The organism is Microbacterium sp. p3-SID336 (genome assembly GCF_025143365.1).
Lineage (GTDB): Bacteria > Actinomycetota > Actinomycetes > Actinomycetales > Microbacteriaceae > Microbacterium.
Window position 1 is genome coordinate 1 of record NZ_JALXPE010000061.1, and the last position, 23,408, is coordinate 23,408.

20 protein-coding genes are annotated in these 23,408 nt (G+C 66.4%); 8 read left to right on the top strand and 12 right to left on the bottom strand.

Annotated features, from left to right (window positions below; translation table 11 throughout):
• Window positions 1–10: 10 nt before the first annotated feature.
• From M3C17_RS18805 to M3C17_RS15600, 5 genes are all read right to left on the bottom strand, one after another.
• Complete coding sequence (locus M3C17_RS18805) at window positions 11–253, bottom strand: carboxylesterase family protein (protein WP_396820354.1); 243 nt, start codon at window positions 251–253, stop codon at window positions 11–13.
• Window positions 254–319: 66 nt separating this feature from the next.
• Window positions 320–1,111, bottom strand: coding sequence for a DeoR/GlpR family DNA-binding transcription regulator (locus M3C17_RS15585; protein ID WP_239282298.1), 792 nt, complete (start codon window positions 1,109–1,111; stop codon window positions 320–322).
• A 279-nt stretch (window positions 1,112–1,390) separates the two neighbouring features.
• The gene (locus M3C17_RS15590) at window positions 1,391–2,353 is read right to left on the bottom strand and encodes a fumarylacetoacetate hydrolase family protein (protein WP_239282296.1); all 963 of its coding nucleotides are present in this window, start codon (window positions 2,351–2,353) and stop codon (window positions 1,391–1,393) included.
• 12 nt (window positions 2,354–2,365) lie between these two features.
• A complete protein-coding gene (locus tag M3C17_RS15595; protein WP_239282294.1) occupies window positions 2,366–3,280 on the bottom strand; it encodes an MBL fold metallo-hydrolase in 915 nt (304 codons plus the stop codon).
• Entirely contained in the window at window positions 3,267–4,703 is a 1,437-nt protein-coding gene (locus tag M3C17_RS15600) for an amidohydrolase family protein (RefSeq protein WP_239282292.1), read from the bottom strand. The genes M3C17_RS15595 and M3C17_RS15600 overlap by 14 nt, the downstream gene beginning before the upstream one ends.
• Window positions 4,704–4,874: 171 nt before the next feature.
• Between M3C17_RS15600 and M3C17_RS15605 the strand changes: the two genes are divergently transcribed.
• Complete coding sequence (locus M3C17_RS15605; protein ID WP_239282290.1) at window positions 4,875–5,762, top strand: LysR family transcriptional regulator; 888 nt, start codon at window positions 4,875–4,877, stop codon at window positions 5,760–5,762.
• Between the two features lie 470 nt (window positions 5,763–6,232).
• Here the strand turns inward: M3C17_RS15605 and M3C17_RS15610 are convergent, their stop codons facing one another.
• The 6 genes from M3C17_RS15610 to M3C17_RS15635 all read right to left on the bottom strand — a co-directional run bounded on the left by M3C17_RS15610 (window position 6,233) and on the right by M3C17_RS15635 (window position 13,026).
• Window positions 6,233–7,042 carry an alpha/beta fold hydrolase gene (locus M3C17_RS15610; RefSeq protein ID WP_239282288.1) on the bottom strand — a complete coding sequence of 270 codons (810 nt, stop codon included), beginning with the start codon at window positions 7,040–7,042 and terminating at the stop codon, window positions 6,233–6,235.
• Window positions 7,043–7,462: 420 nt separating this feature from the next.
• Window positions 7,463–8,059 carry a flavin reductase family protein gene (locus M3C17_RS15615; RefSeq protein ID WP_239282286.1) on the bottom strand — a complete coding sequence of 199 codons (597 nt, stop codon included), beginning with the start codon at window positions 8,057–8,059 and terminating at the stop codon, window positions 7,463–7,465.
• Between the two features lie 274 nt (window positions 8,060–8,333).
• Entirely contained in the window at window positions 8,334–9,662 is a 1,329-nt protein-coding gene (locus tag M3C17_RS15620) for a sugar ABC transporter substrate-binding protein (RefSeq protein ID WP_239282284.1), read from the bottom strand.
• 51 nt (window positions 9,663–9,713) lie between these two features.
• Window positions 9,714–10,565, bottom strand: a complete 852-nt coding sequence (locus M3C17_RS15625; protein WP_239282282.1) for a carbohydrate ABC transporter permease — start codon at window positions 10,563–10,565, stop codon at window positions 9,714–9,716.
• A complete protein-coding gene (locus M3C17_RS15630; protein WP_311198450.1) occupies window positions 10,552–11,427 on the bottom strand; it encodes a sugar ABC transporter permease in 876 nt (291 codons plus the stop codon). The genes M3C17_RS15625 and M3C17_RS15630 overlap by 14 nt, the downstream gene beginning before the upstream one ends.
• Window positions 11,428–11,700: 273 nt before the next feature.
• A complete protein-coding gene (locus M3C17_RS15635; protein WP_239282280.1) occupies window positions 11,701–13,026 on the bottom strand; it encodes an aromatic acid/H+ symport family MFS transporter in 1,326 nt (441 codons plus the stop codon).
• Between the two features lie 166 nt (window positions 13,027–13,192).
• Between M3C17_RS15635 and M3C17_RS15640 the strand changes: the two genes are divergently transcribed.
• A complete protein-coding gene (locus tag M3C17_RS15640) occupies window positions 13,193–14,092 on the top strand; it encodes a PaaX family transcriptional regulator C-terminal domain-containing protein (protein ID WP_239282278.1) in 900 nt (299 codons plus the stop codon).
• A 174-nt stretch (window positions 14,093–14,266) separates the two neighbouring features.
• Here the strand turns inward: M3C17_RS15640 and M3C17_RS15645 are convergent, their stop codons facing one another.
• Window positions 14,267–15,076 carry an IclR family transcriptional regulator gene (locus M3C17_RS15645; protein ID WP_259978831.1) on the bottom strand — a complete coding sequence of 270 codons (810 nt, stop codon included), beginning with the start codon at window positions 15,074–15,076 and terminating at the stop codon, window positions 14,267–14,269.
• 142 nt (window positions 15,077–15,218) lie between these two features.
• Here M3C17_RS15645 and M3C17_RS15650 point away from each other — a divergent pair, with 142 nt between their 5' ends.
• From M3C17_RS15650 to M3C17_RS15675, 6 genes are all read left to right on the top strand, one after another.
• Complete coding sequence (locus M3C17_RS15650) at window positions 15,219–16,286, top strand: cupin domain-containing protein (RefSeq protein WP_239282304.1); 1,068 nt, start codon at window positions 15,219–15,221, stop codon at window positions 16,284–16,286.
• The gene (locus M3C17_RS15655; protein WP_239282274.1) at window positions 16,283–17,113 is read left to right on the top strand and encodes a fumarylacetoacetate hydrolase family protein; all 831 of its coding nucleotides are present in this window, start codon (window positions 16,283–16,285) and stop codon (window positions 17,111–17,113) included. Before M3C17_RS15650 ends, M3C17_RS15655 begins: the two co-directional genes overlap by 4 nt.
• A complete protein-coding gene (locus M3C17_RS15660) occupies window positions 17,113–17,925 on the top strand; it encodes a maleylpyruvate isomerase family mycothiol-dependent enzyme (protein ID WP_239282272.1) in 813 nt (270 codons plus the stop codon). The genes M3C17_RS15655 and M3C17_RS15660 overlap by 1 nt, the downstream gene beginning before the upstream one ends.
• 205 nt (window positions 17,926–18,130) lie before the next feature.
• Window positions 18,131–19,639: an FAD-dependent monooxygenase gene (locus tag M3C17_RS15665; RefSeq protein WP_239282270.1), complete on the top strand. Its 1,509-nt coding sequence runs from the start codon at window positions 18,131–18,133 to the stop codon at window positions 19,637–19,639.
• Window positions 19,636–21,711 carry an acetate--CoA ligase family protein gene (locus M3C17_RS15670; protein WP_239282268.1) on the top strand — a complete coding sequence of 692 codons (2,076 nt, stop codon included), beginning with the start codon at window positions 19,636–19,638 and terminating at the stop codon, window positions 21,709–21,711. Before M3C17_RS15665 ends, M3C17_RS15670 begins: the two co-directional genes overlap by 4 nt.
• Window positions 21,689–23,374 (top strand): (2,3-dihydroxybenzoyl)adenylate synthase, encoded by a 1,686-nt coding sequence (locus M3C17_RS15675; RefSeq protein WP_239282267.1) that lies wholly within the window; start codon window positions 21,689–21,691, stop codon window positions 23,372–23,374. The genes M3C17_RS15670 and M3C17_RS15675 overlap by 23 nt, the downstream gene beginning before the upstream one ends.
• Window positions 23,375–23,408: the final 34 nt, after the last annotated feature.

Below are 23,408 nucleotides of genomic sequence, written 5' to 3' on the forward strand. Positions count from 1 at the left end.
CCCTCATCCTTCACAGGTTCAAGAGCCTCCACGAAACCCGGGGCGCTTCATGTCTGTCTCGGTCACAGCGACCGGGGGGGGCAAACCGTCGCGCCCCGGTTGGCGACAAGGCGTAGCGGATACCGCGGAAGACGTGGACTCCGCCCTCGATCTGTCCGCGGACGAGCCCGCAGTGCGCGGTCACTTCGGACGCTTGTTTCGTGTACATGAATCTCCATTGATCCGACGGCGGCTGCGCCGAGGTGACATTCATGCAAACACGGTGACCGGAGCCGAGCCGAGAGGAATTGGCCCGCTGGATTGACCGGTTCTCGACCGATTAGACGCGCAAGACTGGAACCCCAGTGATGCTGAAATGGTTCGCCATCGAGGCTGCGAGTTCGTGGCCGGTGATCAGGAGTTCGAAGTCCGTCACCTCGGCGAACTTGGCGAACGTCGCCGTCCCGAACTTGTGATGGGCTCCAATGAAGATTCGACGAATCGCGGCCTCGGCAGCCGCGGTCTTGACGGCGGCGACGGCGGGATCGGGCGTTGTCATGCCGCGCTCAACGCTGACGCCATTCGCACCCAGGATCGCTAGATCGATGGTGAGGGTGGAGAGCATTTTCGCTGGCCAATGATCCGCGACTCCGAGGGTATTCCCGCGAACGCGGCCGCCCAGGATGACGACCTGAACGTTCGAACGGGGCGCGAGTAGGGTCGCGATGGGCAGCGAAGCGGTCACAACGGTGAACGGTCGATCGAGTGGCAGGCGTTGTGCGACAAGCTGGGTCTGATAGCCCTCGTCGATGAAGATCGTCTGTGCCTCGCCAATACGGGGGATCACTGCGCTGGCGATGCGCTGCTTCTGCTCTGGGTTGATGTTCATGCGGACATCAAGCGCGGGTTCGAAAGCACCGCTCTCGATCGGGTAGGCGACCCCGTAGCCGCGCCGCACTAGTCCTTGCGACTCCAACGACCGCAGGTCGCGTCGTATCGTCTCGGCGGACACCCCCAGAAGATCGGGGATTCCCGCTACATCGAGGCGACCCTGGGTGCGAATCAGTGTCAGCAGCTCCGCCCGTCGACTGTGCCGGAATGCGGCACCGGCCTGATTGGCGACGTCGGTCATGAGTTGAGCATACTCGGACATCTCGCGACCGTTTGGTGCCCGGTTTCACGGGCGATGCACTTCTTGCTGTAGTGCTCAGGGAGGTTGTCCAGCCTCGTGTTGGGTGGGAGCTTTCCAGTGGCCGTGTGGGGCCGGTGCTGATTGTAGAAGTAGCCATGCCGGGAGCGCGTTGCGGCGGCTGACTCGGAGTGGCCATCAGGTGCGACGAGGACAGTCGGCTCGCGGATGGAGTCCCCGTCATCGGCCTCACGTCTCGTGTAGCACATGGGCATCACCTGGTTAGCTGAGTAGGCCGAGAGCAGTCTTGGCGCGGAATACGCTTGGCTCGATTCCTGCTGCGCCGGGTACGACGCGTGACCGTTGGTGTCCGAGGGGGCCGCCGTCGAGTTCCACGACATCTCCCGGTCGGAGCGGGGCATGGTGATTCCTCCCGAATCGTCCCCATAGCTCGGCGAGACAGCCGCCGCCGCAGGTGCCTGAGCCGAAGATGTCGCCTGCTCGGACGATGCTGCCGCGTGAGGCGTAGGCGATCATCTGGCCGAAGGTGAAAGACATGCCGGCGAGGTTGGCGTGTCCGATGTCCTCGCCGTTGATCCTCGCCGTCAAGGGCGCATCGGGCGAGGAGCCCGCGTCGCCTTGGATCAGTTCGTCGGGGGTCACCAGGTACGGGCCGAGGCTGGTGGCGCCGTCCTTGCCTTTCGCGGGCCCTAGGCGCACCGTCATTTCCTCGAACTGCAAGTCACGTGCTGACCAGTCGTTCATAAGCATGTATCCGGCGATTTTGGAGGCGGCTTCTTCGGGCAGGAGATCGGAGCCACCGGCCCCGATGACCGCTGCGACCTCCAGCTCGAGGTCGAACAGTTCGCATCCGGGCGGGACCGGAACATCCTCGAGCGGGCCGCGCACAACGCCGGGATGTGTGAAGTAGAAGGCTGGCGCTTCGTACCATCGCGGCGCGACGTCGGCGCCGGCGAGCATGGCCACGCCTTCGACGTGTTCCTCGAATGTCATGTAGTCGCGGATCGTGGGGGGCGCCGGCAGCGGTGCGAACAGCTGCGCCGTCGACAGCGGCACGACGAGCGAGGATCTCCGCAGGGCTGCGGCCCCCGCGTCCGGCAGTGCTTCGGTGCCAGCCTCGACCAGGCGTTGCAGGGTGGTCTCGCGTGGCAGGGCTCGGATCGTGTCGCCCTCGACGACACCGGCGCGAGGGCCGCTGTCGGCGAGGAAGGTGACGAATCTCATCGGTTCTCTCCGCTATACGGTCGTGGGCAGGGGGGTGCCCTTCCAGGCGACGGCGTCGGCGAACGCCGCCACCGGTTCGAATGTCTCCCCCCGCGCGTCGGCGAGGTAGCGGTGCAGGTTCATCACCAGTCGTTCGCTGTCCGCCCAGTGCGCGAAATCGCCCAGATCGGCGCGGGATGCTGCCTCGAGCGGTCCAGACCCGCGCCGTAGGGCGTCTTCGCCGATTGAGGCGACGAAGTCGTAGTAGCGCCGTTGCCGGTCGAGCTCCGCGGTGATCGCGGACGCTCGCAGTACGGGGCCGTGACCGGGCACGAGCACGTCCGGCGAGAAGCCGGCCAACCAGTCGAGCGCGTCGCGGGCGCCCGGGACGCTGCCCATGAACACCAGCGGGGTGAGGCCGTTGAACACGAGATCTCCGGCGAAAAGCACACCGGCATCGGGCAGCCACGTGATCAGGTCACCGTCCGTGTGAGCCGCGAAGCCGGGGTGGCGGATCTCGACGGTGCGCTGTCCGGTGACGATGTCCGCCGAGGCGGTCAGCAGCTCGGGGAGCCGTTTGACCGCGCCGCCCCAGTCGGGGACGGGGTCCCAGAACGGGGGGCATTGCTCGATCACGATGTCGTCTACGAGGGCGCGGCGGGTCGCGGGGTGAGAGATGATCGTCGTCTCCGCCGGGAGTAGGCAGTTGCCGTGGGTGTGGTCGCCGTGCGCATGGGTGTTCACCGCCCACCGCAGCCTCGCCCCTGGTCGAGCGGTGTCGATGGCCGCGAGCAGCTCCCGCGTGCGCGCCAGCGTCGCGCAGGTGTCCACCAGCACGTCGCCGTCGTCCCCCGCGATCAGTCCCGCATTGTTGACCCACCACGTACCGTCCTGCTGAACCCACGCCCAGACTCCCGGGGCGATCGGTTCGAGCTCACGCGGGAGCATGTGATCCACTCGCGGCTTCCGCCATCGCCCGGATCGCGGCGAACATCCCGCCAGGGGGCGTGCCCGGGAGGGTGGCGCCTGCCGTCTTGACGCGCTCGAGGATCCTCGCAGCTGACGCGTCGAGCCGTTCGTCCAGCACAGTCTCGTCGACCTCGAGCAGCCGCCCGTCGTGCTTGACCACGGTCCCGTCGACCAGCACCGTCTCGACGTCGGCAGGGGTGGTCTGGAACACGAGCGTCGCTGCGGGGTCGATGCGCGGATGGGCGGAGCGTCCGTGGCCGCCGACGATCATCAGGTCGGCACGCTTGCCAACGGTCACGCTGCCGATGCGGTCTTCCATGCCGAGCGCTTCGGCAGCGTTGACGGTCACCCATTCGAGTGCTTCGTACGCGCTGACGGTGGGGGCCAGCGGGTCCTCGCCGGCGAGGTTGACGTGCTCCGTGCTGGCCCAGCGGTCGAAGGCGATTGCCAGGCGCAGCTGGTGGAACAGGTCACCGGAGTTGAGCGAGACGACATCGGCGGACAGCGTGGGCTTCAGCCCGTGCTGGCGCGCCTGGGCGAACACCGGCCGACCCATTCCCATGTTCAGCTCTGTCTCCGGTGAGATCGAGATCTTCGCGCCGTGGGCTGCGAGAGCCCGCCATTCCGCCTCGTCGAGCGTGTTGCAGTGAACGTGCACCTGATGGGGGTCGAGCAAGCCGTGCTCCGCGAACTCGCTCACTCCCGAGGGCATGCTCCACACGCACCCGGTATGTGTGACAACGAGTGCTCCGCGCGAACGCGCCGCCCTGATCTCCTGCGCCGTGGCCTCGATCGGAACGACGCCGTACTCGGTGAGCGCCGCGCCGAGGGAGACGAGGGACGCTCGGTCGGCCTGCAGATCGTCGGCGACTCGATGGAAATCTGCCACACGCATATCGTGGCTGAGGAAGTGCGGCGGGGACGCGGGGCTGGAGTCGAAAAAGCCATAGCCGAACACCGCGCGGATCCGCGCGTCCCGGAGCCCGCGGACGGCGGCGTCGGCGTGATCCGGCGTGTTGTTGCAGTGCGAGAAGTCGAGGATCGTGGTCACTCCCGCGTCGAGCGCCTCCAATCCGCCCGCATAGTTGCCCAGGTACACGTCGTCGGGTTCGTAGGCGGGTGAGAGCGTGTACCGCACCCCGGCCAGGTAGTCGCCGAGCACCCAGTCTCCGCAGAGTGCGCGCAACTGCGTCTGCCAGGTGTGGCGATGGGTGTCGATGAACCCGGGTGCCAAGATCCCGCCGGCGGCGTCGATGGACTCCCCGCCGGCGTCGGAAATGCCGTGACCGATGTCGGCGATGATGCCGTCCTCGACGAGGACGTCGACGTCGTCCACGGTTCCCACCTCCCGGTCCATTGAGACGAGCGTGGCGTGCCGGATCAGTACGCGTCGTTGCGCCATGACCAGTTCCTTTCGGGTCGGTGTTGTTCATGCTGAGCACAGCACGTTCCATGCGACGGATCATCAGCCAAAACGGTTACGATCCGGGAGAACACCGCACCGACCCAGTACCGCGTAAACTGTGCTAGTAGACGGGGATCGGGTGCCCGTCGCCTCACTGTGGAGGACGCCATGGATCTGCGCGCGTTGGAGTACGCCGTTACGCTCGCCGACGAGTTGCACTTCGGGCGTGCGGCGCGGCGCCATTTCATCTCAGAGCAGCCATTCGGTCGCCGCATCCGCGAGCTCGAAGCAACGCTCGGCGTACGCCTCTTCGAGCGGACGAGTCGACAGGTCTCGCTGACGGATGCCGGTGCGGACGTAGTAGCGCGGGCGCGGCGGATCCTCGCCGATGTCGAGACCATCTCTCGTCTCGACCCGACACGGCGACCGTGCCGCGACGCGGGCACCCTGCGACTGGGCGTGCTCGGATTCGGCGCAGGCGCGCTGTGGCCAGCGCTGCGCGAGAAACTCTTGCGACACGCGCCCGACACCGAGATCGAGTTCGTCGAACTGGACTTCTCCAACCAGCACAGCCTCTTGCGCGACGGCGAAGTGGACGCGGCGATCGTGCAGTACTTCGAACCCCAGCCCGGCACCCAGTTCGACGTGATCGACAGCGTGCCGCGGGTAGTCGTGGTGCCGGCACGGTCGCGGCTCGCGAAACGGCGTCACCTTGCCGCCGCCGACCTGCGCAGCCAGGACTGGCTTCGGGTCTCAAACGAGCACGGCACGATCGCGAAGTGGGCGGGGATCATCCCCCCAGATGTGCCCGACGAATTCGTCGTCAACCGACCCGAAGCGATCCCCACGGCAGTGGCGATGACCGGGCGGATCTCGCTCCACGCCGCGACGGCACGCGACTACTACGGAAATCCCGACGTCGCCTTCGTCCCCGTGGACGGGCCCCCGCTACAGATCGCGGTCGCCTCCCAGACCAACGACCGGAGAGTGCGAACGCGAGCACTGCGTCAGGCTGCCCGTGAAGTCGCCGCCGATACGCCCAACCCCGCCATGTGAGTGTGTCTCGAGTCAATCCCGCCCTTCGACACGGTGCTAGTGATGAGCCCGGGCGGGTGCGATCGTTGCTGTATCCGAACGCATTCACCCCGATCGGCTTGCCTGCAGGGATCGCTCGATCGCGAACAGCGTGTCCCGCTCAGAGAAGGTCGAGTACCCGGTCACCGGGTCCAGCTAGAGCACGAGGGAGATCGTCGCCATGGACTGGTCTGCCTCGGGGTTGGCTGTCACAAATCCCTGTCCTGCCCTGCCCGTTGCTCGCCCGGCCCGGCCCGGCCGTCGAGACTCTCGCGTCTCGACGGCGACCGACCGGTACTGGAACCTCTTGCTGGAGCCCGAGGCAGCGCTGGATCTGCGCATCATCGTCTACTTGAGCTCGCTCAGCCGCCACGAGATCATCGGTGCGTGAAACGAGCTTTCGTTTCAAGGTACCCAAGGTGCTGATCTCGATGACTGCCGAGGGGTCGTTGTCACGCGCGTGCGGCCCCAACGATAGCGGCGGTCACGGCGTCGGCGAATCCGGCGGGATTAGCTAGATGCGCGAAGTGGTCGGCTCCGTCGATGTCGGTGATTGTCGATCCCGGAATCACGTGCGCCAGCTCGTGCGCCGACCGGTAGAGGAACGGTGCCGTCGTGGTGCCTGCTATCAGGTGTGTGGGGTCGGCGATCGCAGCGTAGGGTGTGAGATCGGTGCCCAGGGCGTCGATCTCGCGAAGCTCTCGGACCCAAGTCGGGGTCAGCGGGGCGGAGGTCGACCAGATGGGCGTCTCGCGAAGGAAGGGAATGGCCTGTGCGGGTACACGCACGAAGTTGATCAGTGCGTATTCGAGGGCTGCGTCGAGTTCGCCAGCCTCGGTCAGCGTCGCATATCCAGGTAGCTTGTCGCCGGCGACTGGGCCATCGACTGCGAGTGGCGGTTCAAAGGCGACGTGGACGCCGCCCCCGAGTCCCTGGGTGCGCGAGTAAGCCAGCGTGCACAACGCACCATACGAATGACCAAGCAGGTGTGAAGCCGGGCCTGCCACGGCGAGCATGGTGGAGATGTCGGACACCTCGGTCGCGATCGAGTACGTCTCGCCGTCCCCGCTGCCCCCACGCCCCCGGCGGTCGTAGGCATACACCGTGAACCGCTCCGCGAGCACCTCGCTCGCCGGGATCCACTGCTCCTTTGTCGCGACGCTCCCGTGCGTGATGAGGAGTGCTGGCCCAGTGCCCGTCTTGAAGTATTCGAGCGGTGTGCCGTCAGCCGCGGTGCTGACCAGGTACTCGATCGTTGGCATGTCTTCTGCCTCCTTGCAGTGTGATGACCAGGCAATGATGTGACAATTTCGCGTTGAACGCAACCACTGTGTTTCTTTTAGGATACACGCGGGCGTCGTCGTCCAGCTCGGGCGGTTGATGGGACCGATTTTGTACGCTGCGCAGGCGACGCTCAGCGAGTCCGCCGCCGACGTGCAGGCAACCGACGGGGTTCGCGGGTGATGGTCCGCACCTGGCCGTGAACGCGCGTGAGTCTGTGATCGGGTGCCTGATCGTGTGTCGCCGCGGTCAGCCGGTGATCGGCCTTGTTCCCGTCAGCCTGCACTGTACCGAGGCTCTCGGCGACCGGAGCACGGTGGAAGAAGAGCTCCTCGAGGCTCGGTGCGATCGCTGTAAAGCAACTCGCAAAGCGAACGATATGCGAAGCGCGTCCGGCAACGTCAGCCTCCGGGAACCGGCGGCAGCTCGGTGATCGCGCCGAGCTTCGAGTAGCGGGGGCCGGCGAGGCGCCCGAGCGGACGAACCTTCTCGGTGTCAATGCGCCCGCCTGACATCACCTCATCGGCGATGTGCCATCCGACGACGGTTCCCACGACAAACTCCCCGCCGGTGGGGCTGAATGCGGTTGTGCTGTGAAAGCGGCACTCCATGGCGACGGGAGCCTTGAGCAGGCGTGGCACGCGGATCGACTGGGACGGTGCAAGAGCGACCCCCAGATGCTCGGCCTCGCTTACCGAGGGTTCGAAGAACTCGGAGCTCGCGTGCAGGGCTGGGAGCATATCGTCGCTGGCGATGTTGACGACATACTCCCCGAACTTCTCAATGTTGACGATGGTGTCCTTGCGGCTGTCGTGGCGTCGGTTCACGGTGAAGCCGAGCATCGCGGGATGTTGGCTCACCCAGGCGAACGAGCTGAATGGCGCGAGGTTCACGATGTCGATTCCGCTGGTCACCCACGCGATCGGGCGTGGCACCACCGACCCGACCAGGAGGCGATAGGTGGCCGCAGGCGAGAGGGTCGAAGCATCCACGTACATGCCGGCGTCCTATCTTCTGTGTCTGATCGCCGACATGGTCCGCGTGCGCGGGCTCGCACAATGACGCGGTGTCGGTCCTGCCCACTTTACGGCTGCTCGGTCGGTGACGCGTTCGTGGTGATGTCGCGGAACGCGACTCTCGCGCCGTGACTGACGAACTGGGCTCAGCGTTCCCGGCTCGTGGCCACCGCGTTCTCGAACTTCGTGCTCTCGACCTCGTTCCCAGGCGTAGCCGCAGTGCTCCGTTGTCCCTCGTCCCCGATCGCCTCCGCTCTCACCCGCCTCCCGCATGGTTGCCATCTTCCTGGGCTTCGCGCAGGCCTTCGGCGACGGGGATGCGACCCAGGAAGACCTCCTTCATCGTCGGCCCGATCGCCGTGAACGCCTCAGAGATGCGTGCTCCGTGAGGTGCTTCTATTGTGCCGTTGTCGAGCACGTCGAGGAGCGGGGAGACGTCGACGCCCTCCCCGGCCCAGTAGTCGAAGTACGACTGCTGGGCGTCGAGCACGGCGGGCAGCGCGGCACCCGTCGCGCCGAGCGACGATGCGCCCTCGACGCTGGCGAGCCACTCCAGCACGGCCTTCTGCGCCTCGGGGTGCTCGGAGGTCGCGCTCGCGGCGGCGACGATCCCGTTCGTGAGGCTGATCCTCCCTTCCGGGCCCTCGGGCAGCGGGGCGATGCCCCACTCGAAGTCGGCGCCGTCGCGGATGTTGGCGATGTTGTAGGCACCGGTTTGGAAGAGCGCGAGCTTTCCCTGCAGGAACTGGTCGCGGCTGAAGTCGCCGTTGTCGTTGGTGTCGGCGGCCGATGGGGCGACGTGGTGCTCGTTGATGAGATCGACGACGTACTGGGTGGCGGCGACGCCCTCGGGCGTGTCGAAGCCGAGTTCCTCGCCGTCCTGGAACACCGCTCCGGCGGATGCCAGGTAGTTCGCCCAGATGGCCTGGAAGTCGTAGGCGGCGTTGTAGCCGAACTGCGTCAGCGTCAGCGGCTCGAAGGCCTCGTCGGCCGGGGTGAGGCCGGCGCCGTCCTTCGTGAGGCGGGTCGCGACGTCGATGAGGGTGTCGCCGGCGCCGTCGGGGCTCCAGACGAGGTTCTCGACCTCCTCGACGCTCACTCCCGCTTCGTCGAGCAGCGTCTTGTTGTAGAAGACGCCGATGCCGGGGTCGGTCAGCTGGGGGACGCCCCACAGTCCGTCCTGCCACGTGAACTGGTCGACGACCGTCTGCGCCCATGCCTCGGAGGCGCCGGCGCCGAGCACTTCGTTGATGTCCAGGAGGGCTCCCGCTTCGGCGTAGTCGATGAAGTTGCTGGAGTTCACCCAGAAGATGTCGGCCGCGGAGCCGGATGCTACGTCGTTGCGCAGCGTGGTCCAGTAGTCGGCCCAGGGGATGACGTCGATCTCGATCGAGATGCCGTCGTTGGCGGACTCGAAGCCCGGCGCGGCGTCTTCGTACGCTACGGCGGCCTGATCGTCCCAGAGCCTGATCGTGACCACCTGCTCGTCGTCGTCCGTGTCGCTGCCGGCTTGGCATCCGGCTAGTGCGCTGGCTATGACAGCTGTCAGCGCCGCGACGGTCATCCGCATCAGTGGTTTGCTCATTGCCGTGTTCTCCTTGCTAGGCCATCGCGCTGGCGGGGGCTCATGTCTTGCTCACTTCATTCCCGTGATGGCGATCGAGCGCACGATCTGCTTCTGGAACACGACGAACAGGACGATGAGCGGCACGAGCGAGATCGTCGTGGCCGCCATGACATACGTCCAGTTCGCCGCGTACTGCGTCTGCACGGCCGCGGTCGCGACGGTGAGCACGGGGACCTTCGTGCCCGCGATGACGCGCGGCCACATGAAGCTGTTCCACTGACTGACCACCGTGATGAGCAGGATCGTGACGATGATGGGCGTCGACACGGGCACGACGATGTGGGACAGGATGCGCAGGTTCCCGCTTCCGTCCAGGCGTGCCGCGTCGATGAGGTCCTGGGGGATGCCGCGGAAGTACTCGCGCAGCAGGAACACCGCGTAGGGCGAGGCGAACAGGAACGGCAGCACGAGCCCGGCGAACGTGTCCTTCAGTCCCGCCCCGGCCATCATGAGGTAGAGCGGGATGACGAGGACGGTGCCGGGGATCATGAGGGTGGACAGGAAGATCCAGAAGACGACATCCCGGCCGGGGAAGGTCAGCCGCGCGAAGGCGTAGGCGGCGAGGATCGACGAGCCCACCTGGAAGACGACGACCACGACGACGGATGCCAGGGTGATCAGCAGCGCCCTTCCGAGGTCGACGCGTCCGCCCAGCATGGCGGCGAAGCTGTCCAGGCTCCACGGGTCGGGCAGCGACAGGGGGGAGCTGCGCGCGAAGTCGGCCGGCGATTTGAAGGCCGTGACGAAGCTGTAGAGGAACGGCAGCATCATGATGGAGGACGTGACGATCAGTCCGGCGTAGATGCCGATCGTGCGCACCGCGCCCCGCCCGCGCCGGCGCGGCTTCTCACGAGAGGTCATAGGTGATCCTCCGGCGGAAGTACAGGTGCTGCACGAGCGTGACGGACATGAGAATGATGAGCATGACGGCCGCCATCACACAGGCCCGGCCGAGGTTCCCGTTCTCGAATGCCTCGGCGTAGATGTGCCAGGCCAGCAGCGAGGTGCGGTTCTGAGGGCCGCCTCCGGTGAGGGCGTAGACCTGGTCGAACACGTTGAAGGCCGCGATCACGGTCGTCACGGTGACGAAGAACAGGGTCGGGCGCAGCAGCGGCAGCGTGATCGACCAGAAGGTGCGCAACGGCCCGGCCCCGTCGATCTCGGCGGCTTCGAGGATCTCGGGCGGCACCGCCATGATCCCCGCGATGAAGAACAGGGACGTGTACCCGACGTTGTTCCAGAGCACGACGAACGCGACGGCCGGCAGCGCCCAGACGGGCGAGACCAGGATCTCCAGCCGATAGCCTACGATGGCACTAAGGAGCCCGCCTGTGGGCGCGAGGATCCACTTCCAGACGACCCCGAGCGCGAGCGGCGCCGAGATCCACGGGATGACGATGAGCGTGCGGAAAAGTATGGTGCCGCGAACGCCCTTGGTCAGGAGAACGGCGAGGAGCATGCCGATGGCGATCTGGGCGGGCACGACGATGCCGATGAAGAGGAACGTGACGCCGAGCGATCCGAGGAACGTCGGGTCGGTCAGCACGTCGACGATCTGGTCGACGCCCACGAAGCGCGGGGAGTCGAGCATGTTCCAGTCCTGCGTCGTGAGCCACAGGACGACGCAGACGGGCACGACGAGGAATACCAGCACGCCCAGAGCGCTGGGCGCCAACAGGGCGTATCCCGCGAGTGCGGCGCGCGTGCGGCGGCGTTTCGTCACCGCACGCATCTCACCTCCCGCGCGATTGCGGAACTTCTTCGCGTCGCTGTCATGATCGGCGGGAGGCAAGCGTGCGCCGTGTTGCGTCTGCATGCGCGGGTCGCCCCATTCGGAATCGATTGGCGTCGCACTGACCCGGATCCCCGGAACGGGTGACTCAGCCCGGCAGGGCCTCCCGCGGTGCGAGATGTCGCTGCATCCGAACCGCGGCTGGGAGGTGGCGGTCTTCGCCTCGCTCTCACGGGCGCTGGATGCGATCTTCCCATCGCCGAGTTACGCGCTCAGCGGCCGTCTCGGGACCAGCGTGATCAGGATCACGCCCACGAGGGCAACGCCAGCGAACACGTAGAAGTTCACCTGGAAACCGAGAGCGAGACTCGCGATGACGCCGCCGATCAGCGGGCCGCTCATCCCGCCCAGACGGCCGACGCCGAGCGTCCAGGCCAACGCGGTGGCGGAGTTGGCCTGCGGGTAGTACGTCGCCACGAAGCCGTTCACAAATATCTGCGTACCGATAGAGCCGAGGCCGGCGAAAGCGATGAAGACGAGCAACACGCCATAGGGCAGGCCGAAGCTCATGAGCGTAACGGCGATGAAAGCGACCACGAAGCTCGCAAGCACCACCTTCTTGATGCCGATCTTGTCGGCGATGTACGAGCCCGAGATCGCGCCGACGATCGCGCCGACGTTGAGCGCGAGCAGGAAGCTCAGCGAACTGCCGAGGTCGTAGCCGGCCTCGCGCATGATCTGAGGCAGCCAGGTGTTCAGACCGTACACGAGCAGCAGACCGCAGTAGCTGGCGAACGCGAGCATGAAGGTTCCGAGGATCCAGTCGCGGCTGAACATCAGGCGCAACGACCTCGGCTTCTTTGGTCCCACCGCTGCCGCATGATCCTTGGGGGTGGCAACGATGTCGGAGTAGGCGAGACCGTAGTCGTCGGCGATGCGGCGCGCCTCCTCGTGGCGTCCGCGCGCGGCGAGGTAGGCGACCGACTCGGGCATCAGTGCCCAGATGAACGGCACGAGCACGACGATGGGCAATGCGCCGAAGGCGTACAGCCAGCGCCAGTCGATGTGCGGCAGCAGCATGATGCCGAGCAGCGCGGCGAGCACGCCGCCCACCGAGTACCCGCTGTACATGACGGCGTTGGCGAGTTGACGGCGCGCCTTCGGCGCGAACTCAACGGTCATCGCGACGCAGCTCGGGATGACCGGGCCGAGGCCCAGCCCGGTGAGGAAGCGCAGCACGCCGAACATCTCCGGCGAGGGCGCGATCGCGGTGAGGCCCATGAGCACCGAGAACCAGGTCAACGAGATGATCATGATCCTCTTGCGGCCGAGCATGTCGGTCAGGAGACCGACGAACAACGTGCCGATGAGCATCCCGAAGAGGGCGAGACTGCCGAAGACGCCGGCCGCACTGGGGCTGACATCCCACTCTTGATCGCTCAGGATCGACGGCACGGTCGATCCGTAGACGACGAGGTCGTACCCGTCGAAGACGATGGCCACGAAGCAGAGGACGAGGACGGTCAGGCCGGACTTCTTCTTGGCGCCTCTGCCGACGATTGATGGTCGGGGCGGTACGGCGTAGTTCACGAGATCTGCTCCTCGTCTTTGAGTGAGGGGACGTGCGAGGCCAAGCATGTAACAAATACGCGGCGCTTGTCAAGATAGTGTTTTGTATTGAGGTTCGTGCATTCTCAGGGACCGGGTACGAGTCGGGCTTGGGCGCTCACCTTGTACGCGAGGAGCACGATCTGGCGTGGCCGACGGCGCAGATGCCTCGGACGTGTCGTCGCCAACAGGATGTTCGAGCCAGCGAGTGCTCTCTACAACCTGGATCTGGAAGAATCGTCGGGTGACGCCCCGTTCTCTCGTCTTCACCCTGTTCGGCGACTATTTGCGCTATTGCGGGAGGGGCGAGGTGCCGTTGACAGGGCTCACACGGATGCTTGCGCAGTTCGATGTCGATCCGGGCACCACCCGTGTCGTGATGACCCGTCTCCGCAAGGAGGGCTGGTTCGAGTCAGAGCGTAACGGCCGGGAGGTGACCTATTTACTCTCGGACAAGGGGTGGCGTCTGCTCGACGAGGGCCGTGAGCGGATCTTCCGTCGGCGTGACGGTCGGTGGAACCGAGAGTGGTCGATGGTGATCGTGAAGTTCTCGGAGCGGCAGCGGGTGGCGCGCGACGACGCACGCAAGCGGCTGGCCTGGCTCGGTTTCGGGCAGCTCAGCGCATCGATATGGATGAGTCCTCACCCGCGTCTGGACGAGGCCGAGCGGGCGCTCTCCGACCTGCAGCTTGTATCGCTCGACCTGCTGACGTGCTCGACACGCGGCCTCAAGGAGGATCGCGGGATCGCGGAGCGGTGCTGGGATCTCGGCGACGTGCAGGCCGACTACGCGCGCTTCGTCGAGGAGTTCGGGAAGACGCCTGCTCTGCAGGGAGCCGAGGCGTTCAAACGTCACGTCGAGCTGACGAGCGCCTACCGTCAGTTCCCCTTCCGGGATCCGGACTTGCCGGAGGAGCTGCTGCCCGACGGCTGGACCGGGCGGGTAGCCCATGAGGTGTTCACGCGGGTCTACGCGACCCTCGAACGCGATGCCGATGGCGTGGTCGAGGAACTTGCGGGCCTGCAGGTGCGTCGCAAGGCGGAATGACTCGTTCCAGACAGCCAGGGCCGCTGCTTCTGCGTCGGCCCGATGAGCCCGTTTCGCCTTCTCGCTGAGATCGTCGCCGTGGAGGGGACGGAAGTCGGCATGGATCGATCGGTTCTCGTGTGATGCGGATCCGACGAGAGTCGCGGTCAGGACTTCGATTCCTTCGTGGGAACGCTATGCCGAGGCCGTCACGTGATCGACGCGACGCTTGAACTCGCGGCACCGTTCCAGGAAAGCCTCATCCGAGAACAGCTCCGACTTCTCCGCCGGTACAGCCACAGCGAAGGCGAGCCAGATGCCGGGCTCGGGCGGTCGGAGCGGCATACTCAGTGCCCAGACACCACGCTCGGTCGCCTCACGGTTGAGCGCGTGTCCCTGATCTCGCGCTCGACGAAGCTCGGCCGTCAGCGTCCGGAACTGCGCGTCGCTCAGCCTCGTCCCGCTACGCGCGGCCGCATCTGAACGGTAGAGCTGTGCGAGTGCGGCGTCCGGCAGCAGCGACAGCAGCATCTTGCCTCCCGAGGTGAGCATCGCGGGCAGGATCTGACCGCGCCTGCTGCTGACCGCGAACGATCGCCGGGGAACGTATGTCTCGATGAAGCGCGATGTCGTGCCGAAGCGGGTGACGAGACTGACGGTCTGCTCTATCTCGGCGACGAAGTCGAGGAAGTGTTGCTCGGTGCGGCTCTTGAACTCGCGAATCGCCCCGGTGCGCACCGGAGGAACGTTCATTCCGGGACCCGGACGATAGACCCGGTCCTCGTCCTGAACCGCAAAGCCGCGGTATGTGAGCATGCAGAGAAGACGGTGCGCTGTCGACCTCGAGACGCCGACGCGCTCCGCCGCAGTCATCACGCGGAGAGATCCCTCATCGCGCAGCAGCTGCAGCAGCTGGAGGGCGCCGTCGACCGAGCCCAGCATGTACTTCGGCTCGGGAACGAGCTCTCGCCTGCCGCCCGAAGAATACTCGCCCGGATTCTGCATAGTGGGATTGTAGCCCCGACGCTTCACGGCCCGAGGCGATACTGCTGGTGGTTCCCTCTGAACGAGAAGGAGTTCAAAGATGACTCAGATCGATCCGATTACCGGACTCGAGGTCGTGGACCACGACTCGATCGACAACGCGATGCATCCCGAGGACACGCCTGAGCTTCGCGCTCTCTACGAGGGCTTCGAGGAACAGCACCTCATGCCGCTGTGGACGCAGATCGACGACCTCATGCCGATGTACCCGGCGCCCAAAGCGGTACCGCACGTCTGGAAGTGGGCGAACCTGTATCCGCTTGCTCAGCGGTCGGGCGACCTCGTGCCCGTCGGGCGCGGCGGCGAGCGGCGCGCGATCGGCCTGGCAAATCCCGGTCTCGGTGGCCGCGCCTACATTTCCCCGACACTGTGGTGTGCGATCCAGTATCTCGGTCCCAAGGAGACCGCGCCGGAACACCGCCACTCGCAGAACGCCTTCCGTTTCGTCGTCGAGGGCGAGGGCGTCTGGACGGTCGTCAACGGCGACCCGGTGCGCATGAGCCGCGGCGACTTCCTTCTCACACCTGGATGGAACTTCCACGGCCACCACAACCAGACCGATCAGCCGATGGCATGGATCGATGGCCTCGACATCCCGTTCTCCTATCAGAACGACGTGGGCTTCTTCGAGTTCGGCTCGGAGCGCGTTACGGACTATGCGACCCCCAACTACTCGCGTGGAGAGCGCCTGTGGTGTCACCCGGGCCTGCGGCCCCTATCGGGCTTGCAGGACACGGTCAGTTCACCCATCGGGGCTTACCGATGGGAGTACACCGATCGTGCCCTCACCGAGCAGCTCCTGCTCGAGGAAGAAGGCGTGCCCGCTACCGTCGAGCAGGGTCACGCGGCGATCAGATACGTCAACCCGACCACCGGTGGCGATGTGATGCCGACGATCCGCGCCGAGTTCCACCGGCTGCGAGCGGGCACCCGCACCCCGATCCGCCATGACGTCGGCTCGCAGGTCTTTCAGGTGTTCGAGGGCGCCGGTGACGTCGTCCTCGACGGCGTCACACGCACGCTCGAGAAGGGCGACATCTTCGTCGTGCCCTCCTGGGTACCGTGGTCGCTGCAGGCCGAAACCCAGTTCGACCTGTTCGCCTTCTCGGATGCGCCGATCATGGAGCGCCTGCACTTCAATCGCACACTGATCGAGGGAGACAACCGATGAGACTCGCAACCCTGCGCCTCGACGAAAACGGCACTACCGTCGCGGTTCGCGTCGACGGCGACACTCTGACCCATTTCGACGGCTTCCCGGACGTGGGAGCGGTGCTGCGCGCCGACGCCCTCGATCAGGTCACGTCCGCGGGAGGGCAGCAGGAGGCGCTCGACGAAAACCGTCTCGCACCCGTCATCGTCGCGCCGCAGAAGATCATCTGCGTCGGCCTGAACTACCGCAACCACATCCGCGAGATGGGCCGCGATCTTCCCGAGTTTCCGACGCTGTTCACCAAATACCCCGAGTCACTCATCGGCCCCCGCGACCAGATCCAGCTGCCGCCGGAATCGAACGCGGTCGACTGGGAGGGTGAGCTCGCCCTCGTCGTCGGCAAGACTGTGCGTCGCGCGTCGCCCGAGCAGGCGGCCGAAGCGATCGCGGGCTACTCCGTGCTCAACGACGTCACCATGCGCGACTGGCAGTACCGCACCCCGATGTGGTTCCAGGGCAAGGCGTGGGAGAACTCCACCCCCATCGGCCCCGTGTTCGTCACCCCCGACGAACTACCCGCTGACGCGGTCATGACGACCCGCGTCGACGGTGAGATCGTGCAGCAGACCCCGATCAACGACCTGGTGTTCGACTCGGCGGCGCTGATCTCGTACATCTCCACGATCTTCACGCTCAATCCAGGAGACGTCATCGCCACCGGCACTCCGGGCGGCGTCGGCCACGCACGCAAACCGCAGCGCTACCTCACCGCGGGCCAGACCCTCAGCACCACCGTCGACGGAATCGGCGAGCTGGTGAACGTCGCGGTGCCGGAGCAGGCGTGATGAGCACCGAAGCGCGACAGATCGCCGAAGAAGGGATCGAGGAGGCACGAGCAGCGCTCAGAGCGCGGCAGGGTGCCGGCGCACGCTACGACTCTCCGAACGCGCCGGCGACGGAACTCGACTGGGCGCGCCGCGGCACCGCGTACTTCGCACGCAAGCTCAACGAGTTGCGCGACGACGAACTTCAGCAGCCAAGCCTGCTGCCCGGCTGGACACGCGCCGAACTGGTTGCGCATGTGGGCTACAACGCTCGTGCGCTCACCCGGCTCACCCAATGGGCAAGGACCGGCGTCGAGACACCGATGTACCTCACCGACAAGCAGCGCGGCGGCGAGATCCTGCTCGGCGGCACCCTCCCGCCACGCGCTTTGCGCAATCTGTTCGCGCACGCGGAGGTGCATCTCAACGTCGAATGGCGCGACCTCAGCGCCGAGCAGTGGGATCACGAGGTGCGCACCGCGCAGGGACGACAGGTACCCGTGCGTGAGACCGCCTGGATGCGATCTCGCGAAGTATGGGTGCACGCGGTCGATCTCGCCAACGGCGGCTCGTTTCTCGACTTCCCGCCCGAACTCGTAAACCGCATCATCGCCGACGTGCTGGCCGCGTGGCGCCGCCGTGGCGACCATGCGCGCTTTCTCCTCGCTTTCGAAGACGATCGGGCACCCATAGAGGTCGGTGATCCTGAAGCGGGTGATGCCCCGACCATCTCCGGCACAGCCCCCGACCTCGCCAGATGGCTCACCGGCCGCGGAGCGCGACGACTGACCTGCGACGCAGAAGAGCTTCCCGCGATCCCGCGCTGGTTCTGAGGCACGCAGGGCGGCGGGTGATGCTGGTGTCCCTTCTCATCCCGCGGTCATGGACCCCGCGGGGTCGCGAAATCGGCGCGCGCGTTGCTGCGGGAGGCCGGAGCAGGGGCCAGGCACGCCACAAGTAACAGAATATTGACACACTACTGGAAATTGTAACAAGATGGTGTAGTCGGTTCACTCCGTAAAGAGGCGGGAAGGTTCAATGTCGAAACGAATTGCTGTCGTAGGTGGCGGCCCCGGTGGCCTGTTCTTCGCGACGCTGATGAAGAAGCGTTGCCCTGAGTGGCAGATCACGCTCTTCGAGCGCAACCAGGCGGACGTCGCCTTCGGCTTCGGCGTCGTGTTCTCGGACGCCACGCTGCGCAAGATTCACGCAGCCGACTCTGTGCTGACCGATGGGCTCGCAGCATACGGCACGCACTGGGAGACCATCGACGTAGTCTCCAAGGGCGAGACGTACTCCTTCGGGGGCAACGGGATGGCCGCCATCCATCGTCGCGTTCTGCTGCGTCTGTTGCAGGAGAAGGCAGGGGATGCGGGCGTGGAGTTGCGTTTCGGCGAGTTCGTGCCAACTCCCGATCGACTCGACGGCTATGACGTGATCGTCGCCGGCGACGGCGCCAACTCGGCGTTTCGCACAGCGGTCGGCGAGGTCGAGCTCGGTCACGTCGTCGAGCAGGCCAGCGCCAAGTTCATCTGGTTCGGCACCGACCGCATGTTCGACGGACTCACGTTCCTGCACCGACGCTCTGAGCACGGCAACTTCGCCGTGCACGCCTACCCGATCTCCGCCGATGTGAGCACCTTCATCGTGGAGACCGACGAGGACACCTGGCGCCGGGCCGGCCTCGACGAGTTCGACGTCACCCAGCCCCCCGGTCCCTCCGATGAGAAGACGCGCGCCTACATCACCAAGCTGTTCGCGGGGGAGCTGCAGGGCGGGCAGCTGCTCACCAACAACTCCCGCTGGGGAAACTTCCGCACCCGCCGCACAGCGACGTGGCACGCCGGCAACGTCGTCTTCCTCGGCGACGCCGTCCACACCGCGCACTTCAGCGTCGGGTCCGGCACGAAGATGGCGATGGAGGATGCTATCGCCCTCGCCGACGCTCTCGCCGCCCACCCGGACGATCTCGACGCCGCCTTCACCGAGTACGAGAGTGTCGCGCAGCCGCAGGTCGCCCGGGTGCAGACCGCGGCCCGCCCGAGCCTGCGATGGTGGGAGCACTTCGGCGAGTACTACCAGGCCTTCGAGCCCTGGCAGTTCGCCTTCCACTTCTTCTCGCGCAGCATCCCGTTGCAGAAGATCCGTATCCGGGACACGCGTTTCGCGGAAAGGATCGAGGCCGAGTGGCGCGCGCGTCACGACGCTGACGTGCTCGACACGCCTCTGGAGATCGGTTCACAGCGCGCGCCCGGCCGTCTGCTGACCTGGACCTCTGACGGCGAGCTCATCCACGCCTCCGGCCGGGAACTCGACATTGCCCGCGCGCACATCATCGATCTGGACGTCGCACAGCGCTCCGCCGAGGCCCCCGATGCCGAGCTGGTCATCCTCACCGGAGGGGAAGAGGAGGCGCGCATCTTCGAAGCCGAGCGCCACGCGCTGACCGGAGAACTGCCGGTCCTTGTCGAGCTCGTCGACGGCACGCCGGATCATGCCGCGACCCTCGTGCTCTCAGGCCGCGCGCACGCGGTGATCTCCCGATGACGCACAGCGCCCTGCGTGCCCTCTTCGACCCGCGCGGAGTGATGGTCATCGGCGCCTCGGCTTCGCCGGAGAAACTCGGCGCGGTGATGGCGGCGTCTCTTCAGACGAGCGGCCTGCCCCTCGCACGGGTCAACCCGCGCGCGAGTACCGATGGTTTCGTGAACTCGGCCGCGGACGCCGCACGCCAGATCGCCGCTGCCGGCGGTAGCCCCGATCTCGCGGTGATCTGCGTGCCCGCCATTGCCACAGCCACTGCGCTCCGAGACTGCGCAGCAGCCGGCGCGACGGCCGCACTCGTCTGCTCGGGCGGCTTCTCCGAGATCGGGCCGGAAGGCACCGAAATCGAAGATCGCGTACGCGAGGAACTCGCGCGCAGCGGCATGCGCCTCGTCGGCCCCAACACCTCGGGCTTCTTCGCCCCCGTCCGCCGTCTCATCGCGAGTTTCGTTCCCGGCGCGCACAACGTCGCCGCCGGTCCGGTCGGCGTCGTCGCAGCCAGCGGCGGCGTCAACCACATGCTCGCCTTCCGCCTCTCGGCGCAAGGCATCGGTGTGAGCCTCGGTATCGGGATCGGAACGGGGATCGACGTCGGGCACGCCGACGTGCTGCACCACCTCGCCGAGGACGAGCAGACACGGGTCATCGCGCTGCACCTCGAGTCGTGCGACGACGGACCCGCGCTGCTCGCCGCGGTGCGAGCGGCGGCGGAACGGAAGCCGGTGGTCGCCCTCGTCGTCGGCCGGAACAACGTCGCCGAATTCGCCCGATCGCACACCGGCGCCCTCGCGACCTCCTGGCGCACCACGCGATCGGTCCTCGCCCAGGCTGGGGCCGTCGTGGTGGACGATGAAGAACAGCTGATCTCGGCGGTCATCGGGCTGTCGGCCGGTCGGATCGCCGCGACCGCTCACCCGGGCGTGGCGCTCATCACAGGCCAGGCTGGCCCCGGTCTGCTCATCGCCGATGAACTCGCTTCGCGAAAGGTCGAGCTGCCGACGCTCTCCGAGCCGACCCGACGACGCCTCGGGGAGCTGCTGCCGCCACTGACCTATCAGGCCAACCCTGTCGACACCGGACGACCAGGCCAGAGCTTCCCCGAAGTGATCGCCGCGGTGTCCGACGATGACTCTGCCGACGTCGTCGGGGTCTACGGCCTCACCGAGCCGGTGCTCGACATGGTCGGCAGCGTGCAGCAGGCGCGCGCGCTGCAGCACGGAAGAACCCCGGTGCTCATCGCGATGGATGGGCCCGCAGACGACATCACCAGCATCCGGTCGACAGCGGTCGCAGCAGGCATCCCCTTCGTCACCGGTCCGCTCGGTCTCGCCCAGGCACTCGCCGGCCTCGCTGAAGACGCCCGGCTCCGCGCTCGCACGGGTGACGACCGGATCGTCGAAGGCCTGCGGATCGAGGCGCGCGAAGGCTGGGACGAACACGCCACCAAGAAGCTCGTCGCGGGTGTCGGGATCGCCACTCCACGGCGTCGCGTCGCCGCCACGCAAGAGCAGGCCCACTCCGCCTTCGCCGAACTGAACACCCCGCTCGCCGTGAAGATCCTCTCCGAGACGGTGCTGCACAAGAGCGATATCGGCGGCGTGCACCTGGGCGTCTCCGATCTCGCCGCGCTCGACGCGGCGTTCGACGCACTGCGGACCATCGGCGCCGAGCAGGTACTCATCGAGGAGATGGCGCCGGCCGGCGTCGATCTCATCGTCGGTGCACGACGCGATCCCGTGTTCGGCCCGATCGTGCTCCTCGGGATCGGGGGGACTGCTGCCGAGGCCATCGGCGATGTGGTAATCCGCTCGGCCCCGCTGAGCATCGAAACAGCGTCCGATATGCCCGATGAGCTTGCAGCACGCGAGCTCCTGCGCGGCTGGCGCGGCGGCCCGGTCGCCGACATCGACGACCTCGCAGCCTGCATCACCGGACTCGGGGGCATGCTCGCGGCAAACGAGTGGATCGACGAAATCGAGGTGAACCCGCTGAGGATCACCGCCGAGGGCGCTGTAGCCCTCGACGCAGTGCTAGTAACGCGGAAGGAAGACAATGGCGTCGACAACCACAACTGAAGGGGTCGTCCCCTGGCCCACGGACCTCGCGGCCCAATACCGCGAGGCCGGCTACTGGAAAGACGAACTGCTCACCGCTCCCATCTGGCGCATGGCTGCGCGACGACCCGATGACATCGCGCTCGTCGACGGTGAGACCCGCATCGGCTATGCGGAGATGTGTCGACGCGCCGACGCGCTCGGCGCACGACTGCGCGAACTCGGGTTCGAGACAGACGACCGAGTCGTCGTGCAACTGCCCAACACGTGGGAGTTCGTGATCTTCACGCTCGGCTGCCTGCGAGCCGGCATCATCCCTGTGATGGCACTGCCCGCGCACCGACGCCACGAACTCGAATACCTCGCCGAGCACTCCGAAGCCGTTGCCATGGTCGTCCCCGACATCCTCCGCGACTTCGACCACCAGGCACTCGCCAAGGCGATCAGAGACGCCGTGCCGAGCGTCCGCGACATCATCGTGCTCGGCGACGCCCACGCGGACGCCATCGACCTGCGCGGGCTCTGCGCGCTTCCCGCCGACCACGAAGACCCCGCAGCGACGCTCGACGCGCTCCCGATCTCTCCCGACGCCGTCGCTCTGTTCCTGCTCTCGGGCGGCACCACGGGTCTGCCAAAGCTCATCCCCCGTTCACACAACGACTACAGATACAACGCCGAGGTCGCGAACGAGGCTGCCCGCTTCGACGACAGCACCAACTACCTGGTGACGCTCCCGGCCAGCCACAACTTCCCGCTGGCCTGCCCGGGCCTGCTCGGCACATTCCTGGCAGGTGGCACCGTGGTCATGCTGCAAAGCCCCGAACCGAGCCGAGCCTTCGCGACCATCGAGGCCCAGCGCGTCACCCACGTCGCTGCCGTGCCCGCGGTAGTCCAACGCTGGATCGACTACGAAGAGGCCGAGCGAACCGGCCAGCTCGCGACGCTGCGGGTGGTGCAGGTGGGCGGATCGCGTCTGGTCGATGAGCTCGCCGCGCGTGTGAAACCCGTACTCGGCGCGACGCTCCAGCAAGTGTTCGGTATGGCCGAGGGTCTGCTCAACATGACCAGGCTCGACGACCCCGAACCGATCGTCATCGGCACGCAAGGCCGCCCGGTGTCACCAGGCGACATGGTCCGGATCGTCGACGAGGACGGCGATCCTGTACCGCTCGGAGGCCGCGGGGTTCTCCACACACAAGGCCCCTACACACTACGCGGATATTACAAAGCAGCGGACCACAACAAGCGATCCTTCGCGCCCGACGGCTGGTACATCACCGGCGACATCGTGGAGCTCCGAGAAGACGGCAACCTCGTGGTGCAGGGCCGAGACAAAGATCTCATCAACCGCGCCGGCGAGAAGATCTCGGGCGAGGAAGTGGAGAACCTCCTCTACCGTCATCCCGGCATAGAGATGAACGCGGCTGTCGCGATCCCGGACCCGGCCCTCGGCGAACGTGTCTGCGTCTATGCCACGCTGCGCGAGGGGGTGCAGATCGAACTGGACGATCTGCGGAGGCTCATGCGCGATGCCGGCGTGGCGGCTTACAAGCTGCCCGAAGTACTGGTGATCATCGATTCGATGCCCCTGACCAAGGTCGGCAAGATCGACAAGAAGGCGCTGCGCGAGGATCTCACGAGACGTGGCGCACTGGAGCCAGGTTCCACGCACTACCCCGGTTAGAAACACCTGCACAGGGGTCGCCGCCTCGAAGACA

Excerpts from the sequence above, each read along its gene's own strand:
- M3C17_RS18805 (WP_396820354.1), bottom strand. The coding sequence starts at position 253 with ATGAATGTCACCTCGGCGCAGCCGCCGTCGGATCAATGGAGATTCATG.
- M3C17_RS15585 (WP_239282298.1), bottom strand. The coding sequence starts at position 1,111 with ATGACCGACGTCGCCAATCAGGCCGGTGCCGCATTCCGGCACAGTCGA.
- M3C17_RS15590 (WP_239282296.1), bottom strand. The coding sequence starts at position 2,353 with ATGAGATTCGTCACCTTCCTCGCCGACAGCGGCCCTCGCGCCGGTGTC.
- M3C17_RS15595 (WP_239282294.1), bottom strand. The coding sequence starts at position 3,280 with ATGCTCCCGCGTGAGCTCGAACCGATCGCCCCGGGAGTCTGGGCGTGG.
- M3C17_RS15600 (WP_239282292.1), bottom strand. The coding sequence starts at position 4,703 with ATGGCGCAACGACGCGTACTGATCCGGCACGCCACGCTCGTCTCAATG.
- M3C17_RS15605 (WP_239282290.1), top strand. The coding sequence starts at position 4,875 with ATGGATCTGCGCGCGTTGGAGTACGCCGTTACGCTCGCCGACGAGTTG.
- M3C17_RS15610 (WP_239282288.1), bottom strand. The coding sequence starts at position 7,042 with ATGCCAACGATCGAGTACCTGGTCAGCACCGCGGCTGACGGCACACCG.
- M3C17_RS15615 (WP_239282286.1), bottom strand. The coding sequence starts at position 8,059 with ATGTACGTGGATGCTTCGACCCTCTCGCCTGCGGCCACCTATCGCCTC.
- M3C17_RS15620 (WP_239282284.1), bottom strand. The coding sequence starts at position 9,662 with ATGAGCAAACCACTGATGCGGATGACCGTCGCGGCGCTGACAGCTGTC.
- M3C17_RS15625 (WP_239282282.1), bottom strand. The coding sequence starts at position 10,565 with ATGACCTCTCGTGAGAAGCCGCGCCGGCGCGGGCGGGGCGCGGTGCGC.
- M3C17_RS15645 (WP_259978831.1), bottom strand. The coding sequence starts at position 15,076 with ATGCAGAATCCGGGCGAGTATTCTTCGGGCGGCAGGCGAGAGCTCGTT.
- M3C17_RS15650 (WP_239282304.1), top strand. The coding sequence starts at position 15,219 with ATGCATCCCGAGGACACGCCTGAGCTTCGCGCTCTCTACGAGGGCTTC.
- M3C17_RS15655 (WP_239282274.1), top strand. The coding sequence starts at position 16,283 with ATGAGACTCGCAACCCTGCGCCTCGACGAAAACGGCACTACCGTCGCG.
- M3C17_RS15660 (WP_239282272.1), top strand. The coding sequence starts at position 17,113 with ATGAGCACCGAAGCGCGACAGATCGCCGAAGAAGGGATCGAGGAGGCA.
- M3C17_RS15665 (WP_239282270.1), top strand. The coding sequence starts at position 18,131 with ATGTCGAAACGAATTGCTGTCGTAGGTGGCGGCCCCGGTGGCCTGTTC.
- M3C17_RS15670 (WP_239282268.1), top strand. The coding sequence starts at position 19,636 with ATGACGCACAGCGCCCTGCGTGCCCTCTTCGACCCGCGCGGAGTGATG.
- M3C17_RS15675 (WP_239282267.1), top strand. The coding sequence starts at position 21,689 with ATGGCGTCGACAACCACAACTGAAGGGGTCGTCCCCTGGCCCACGGAC.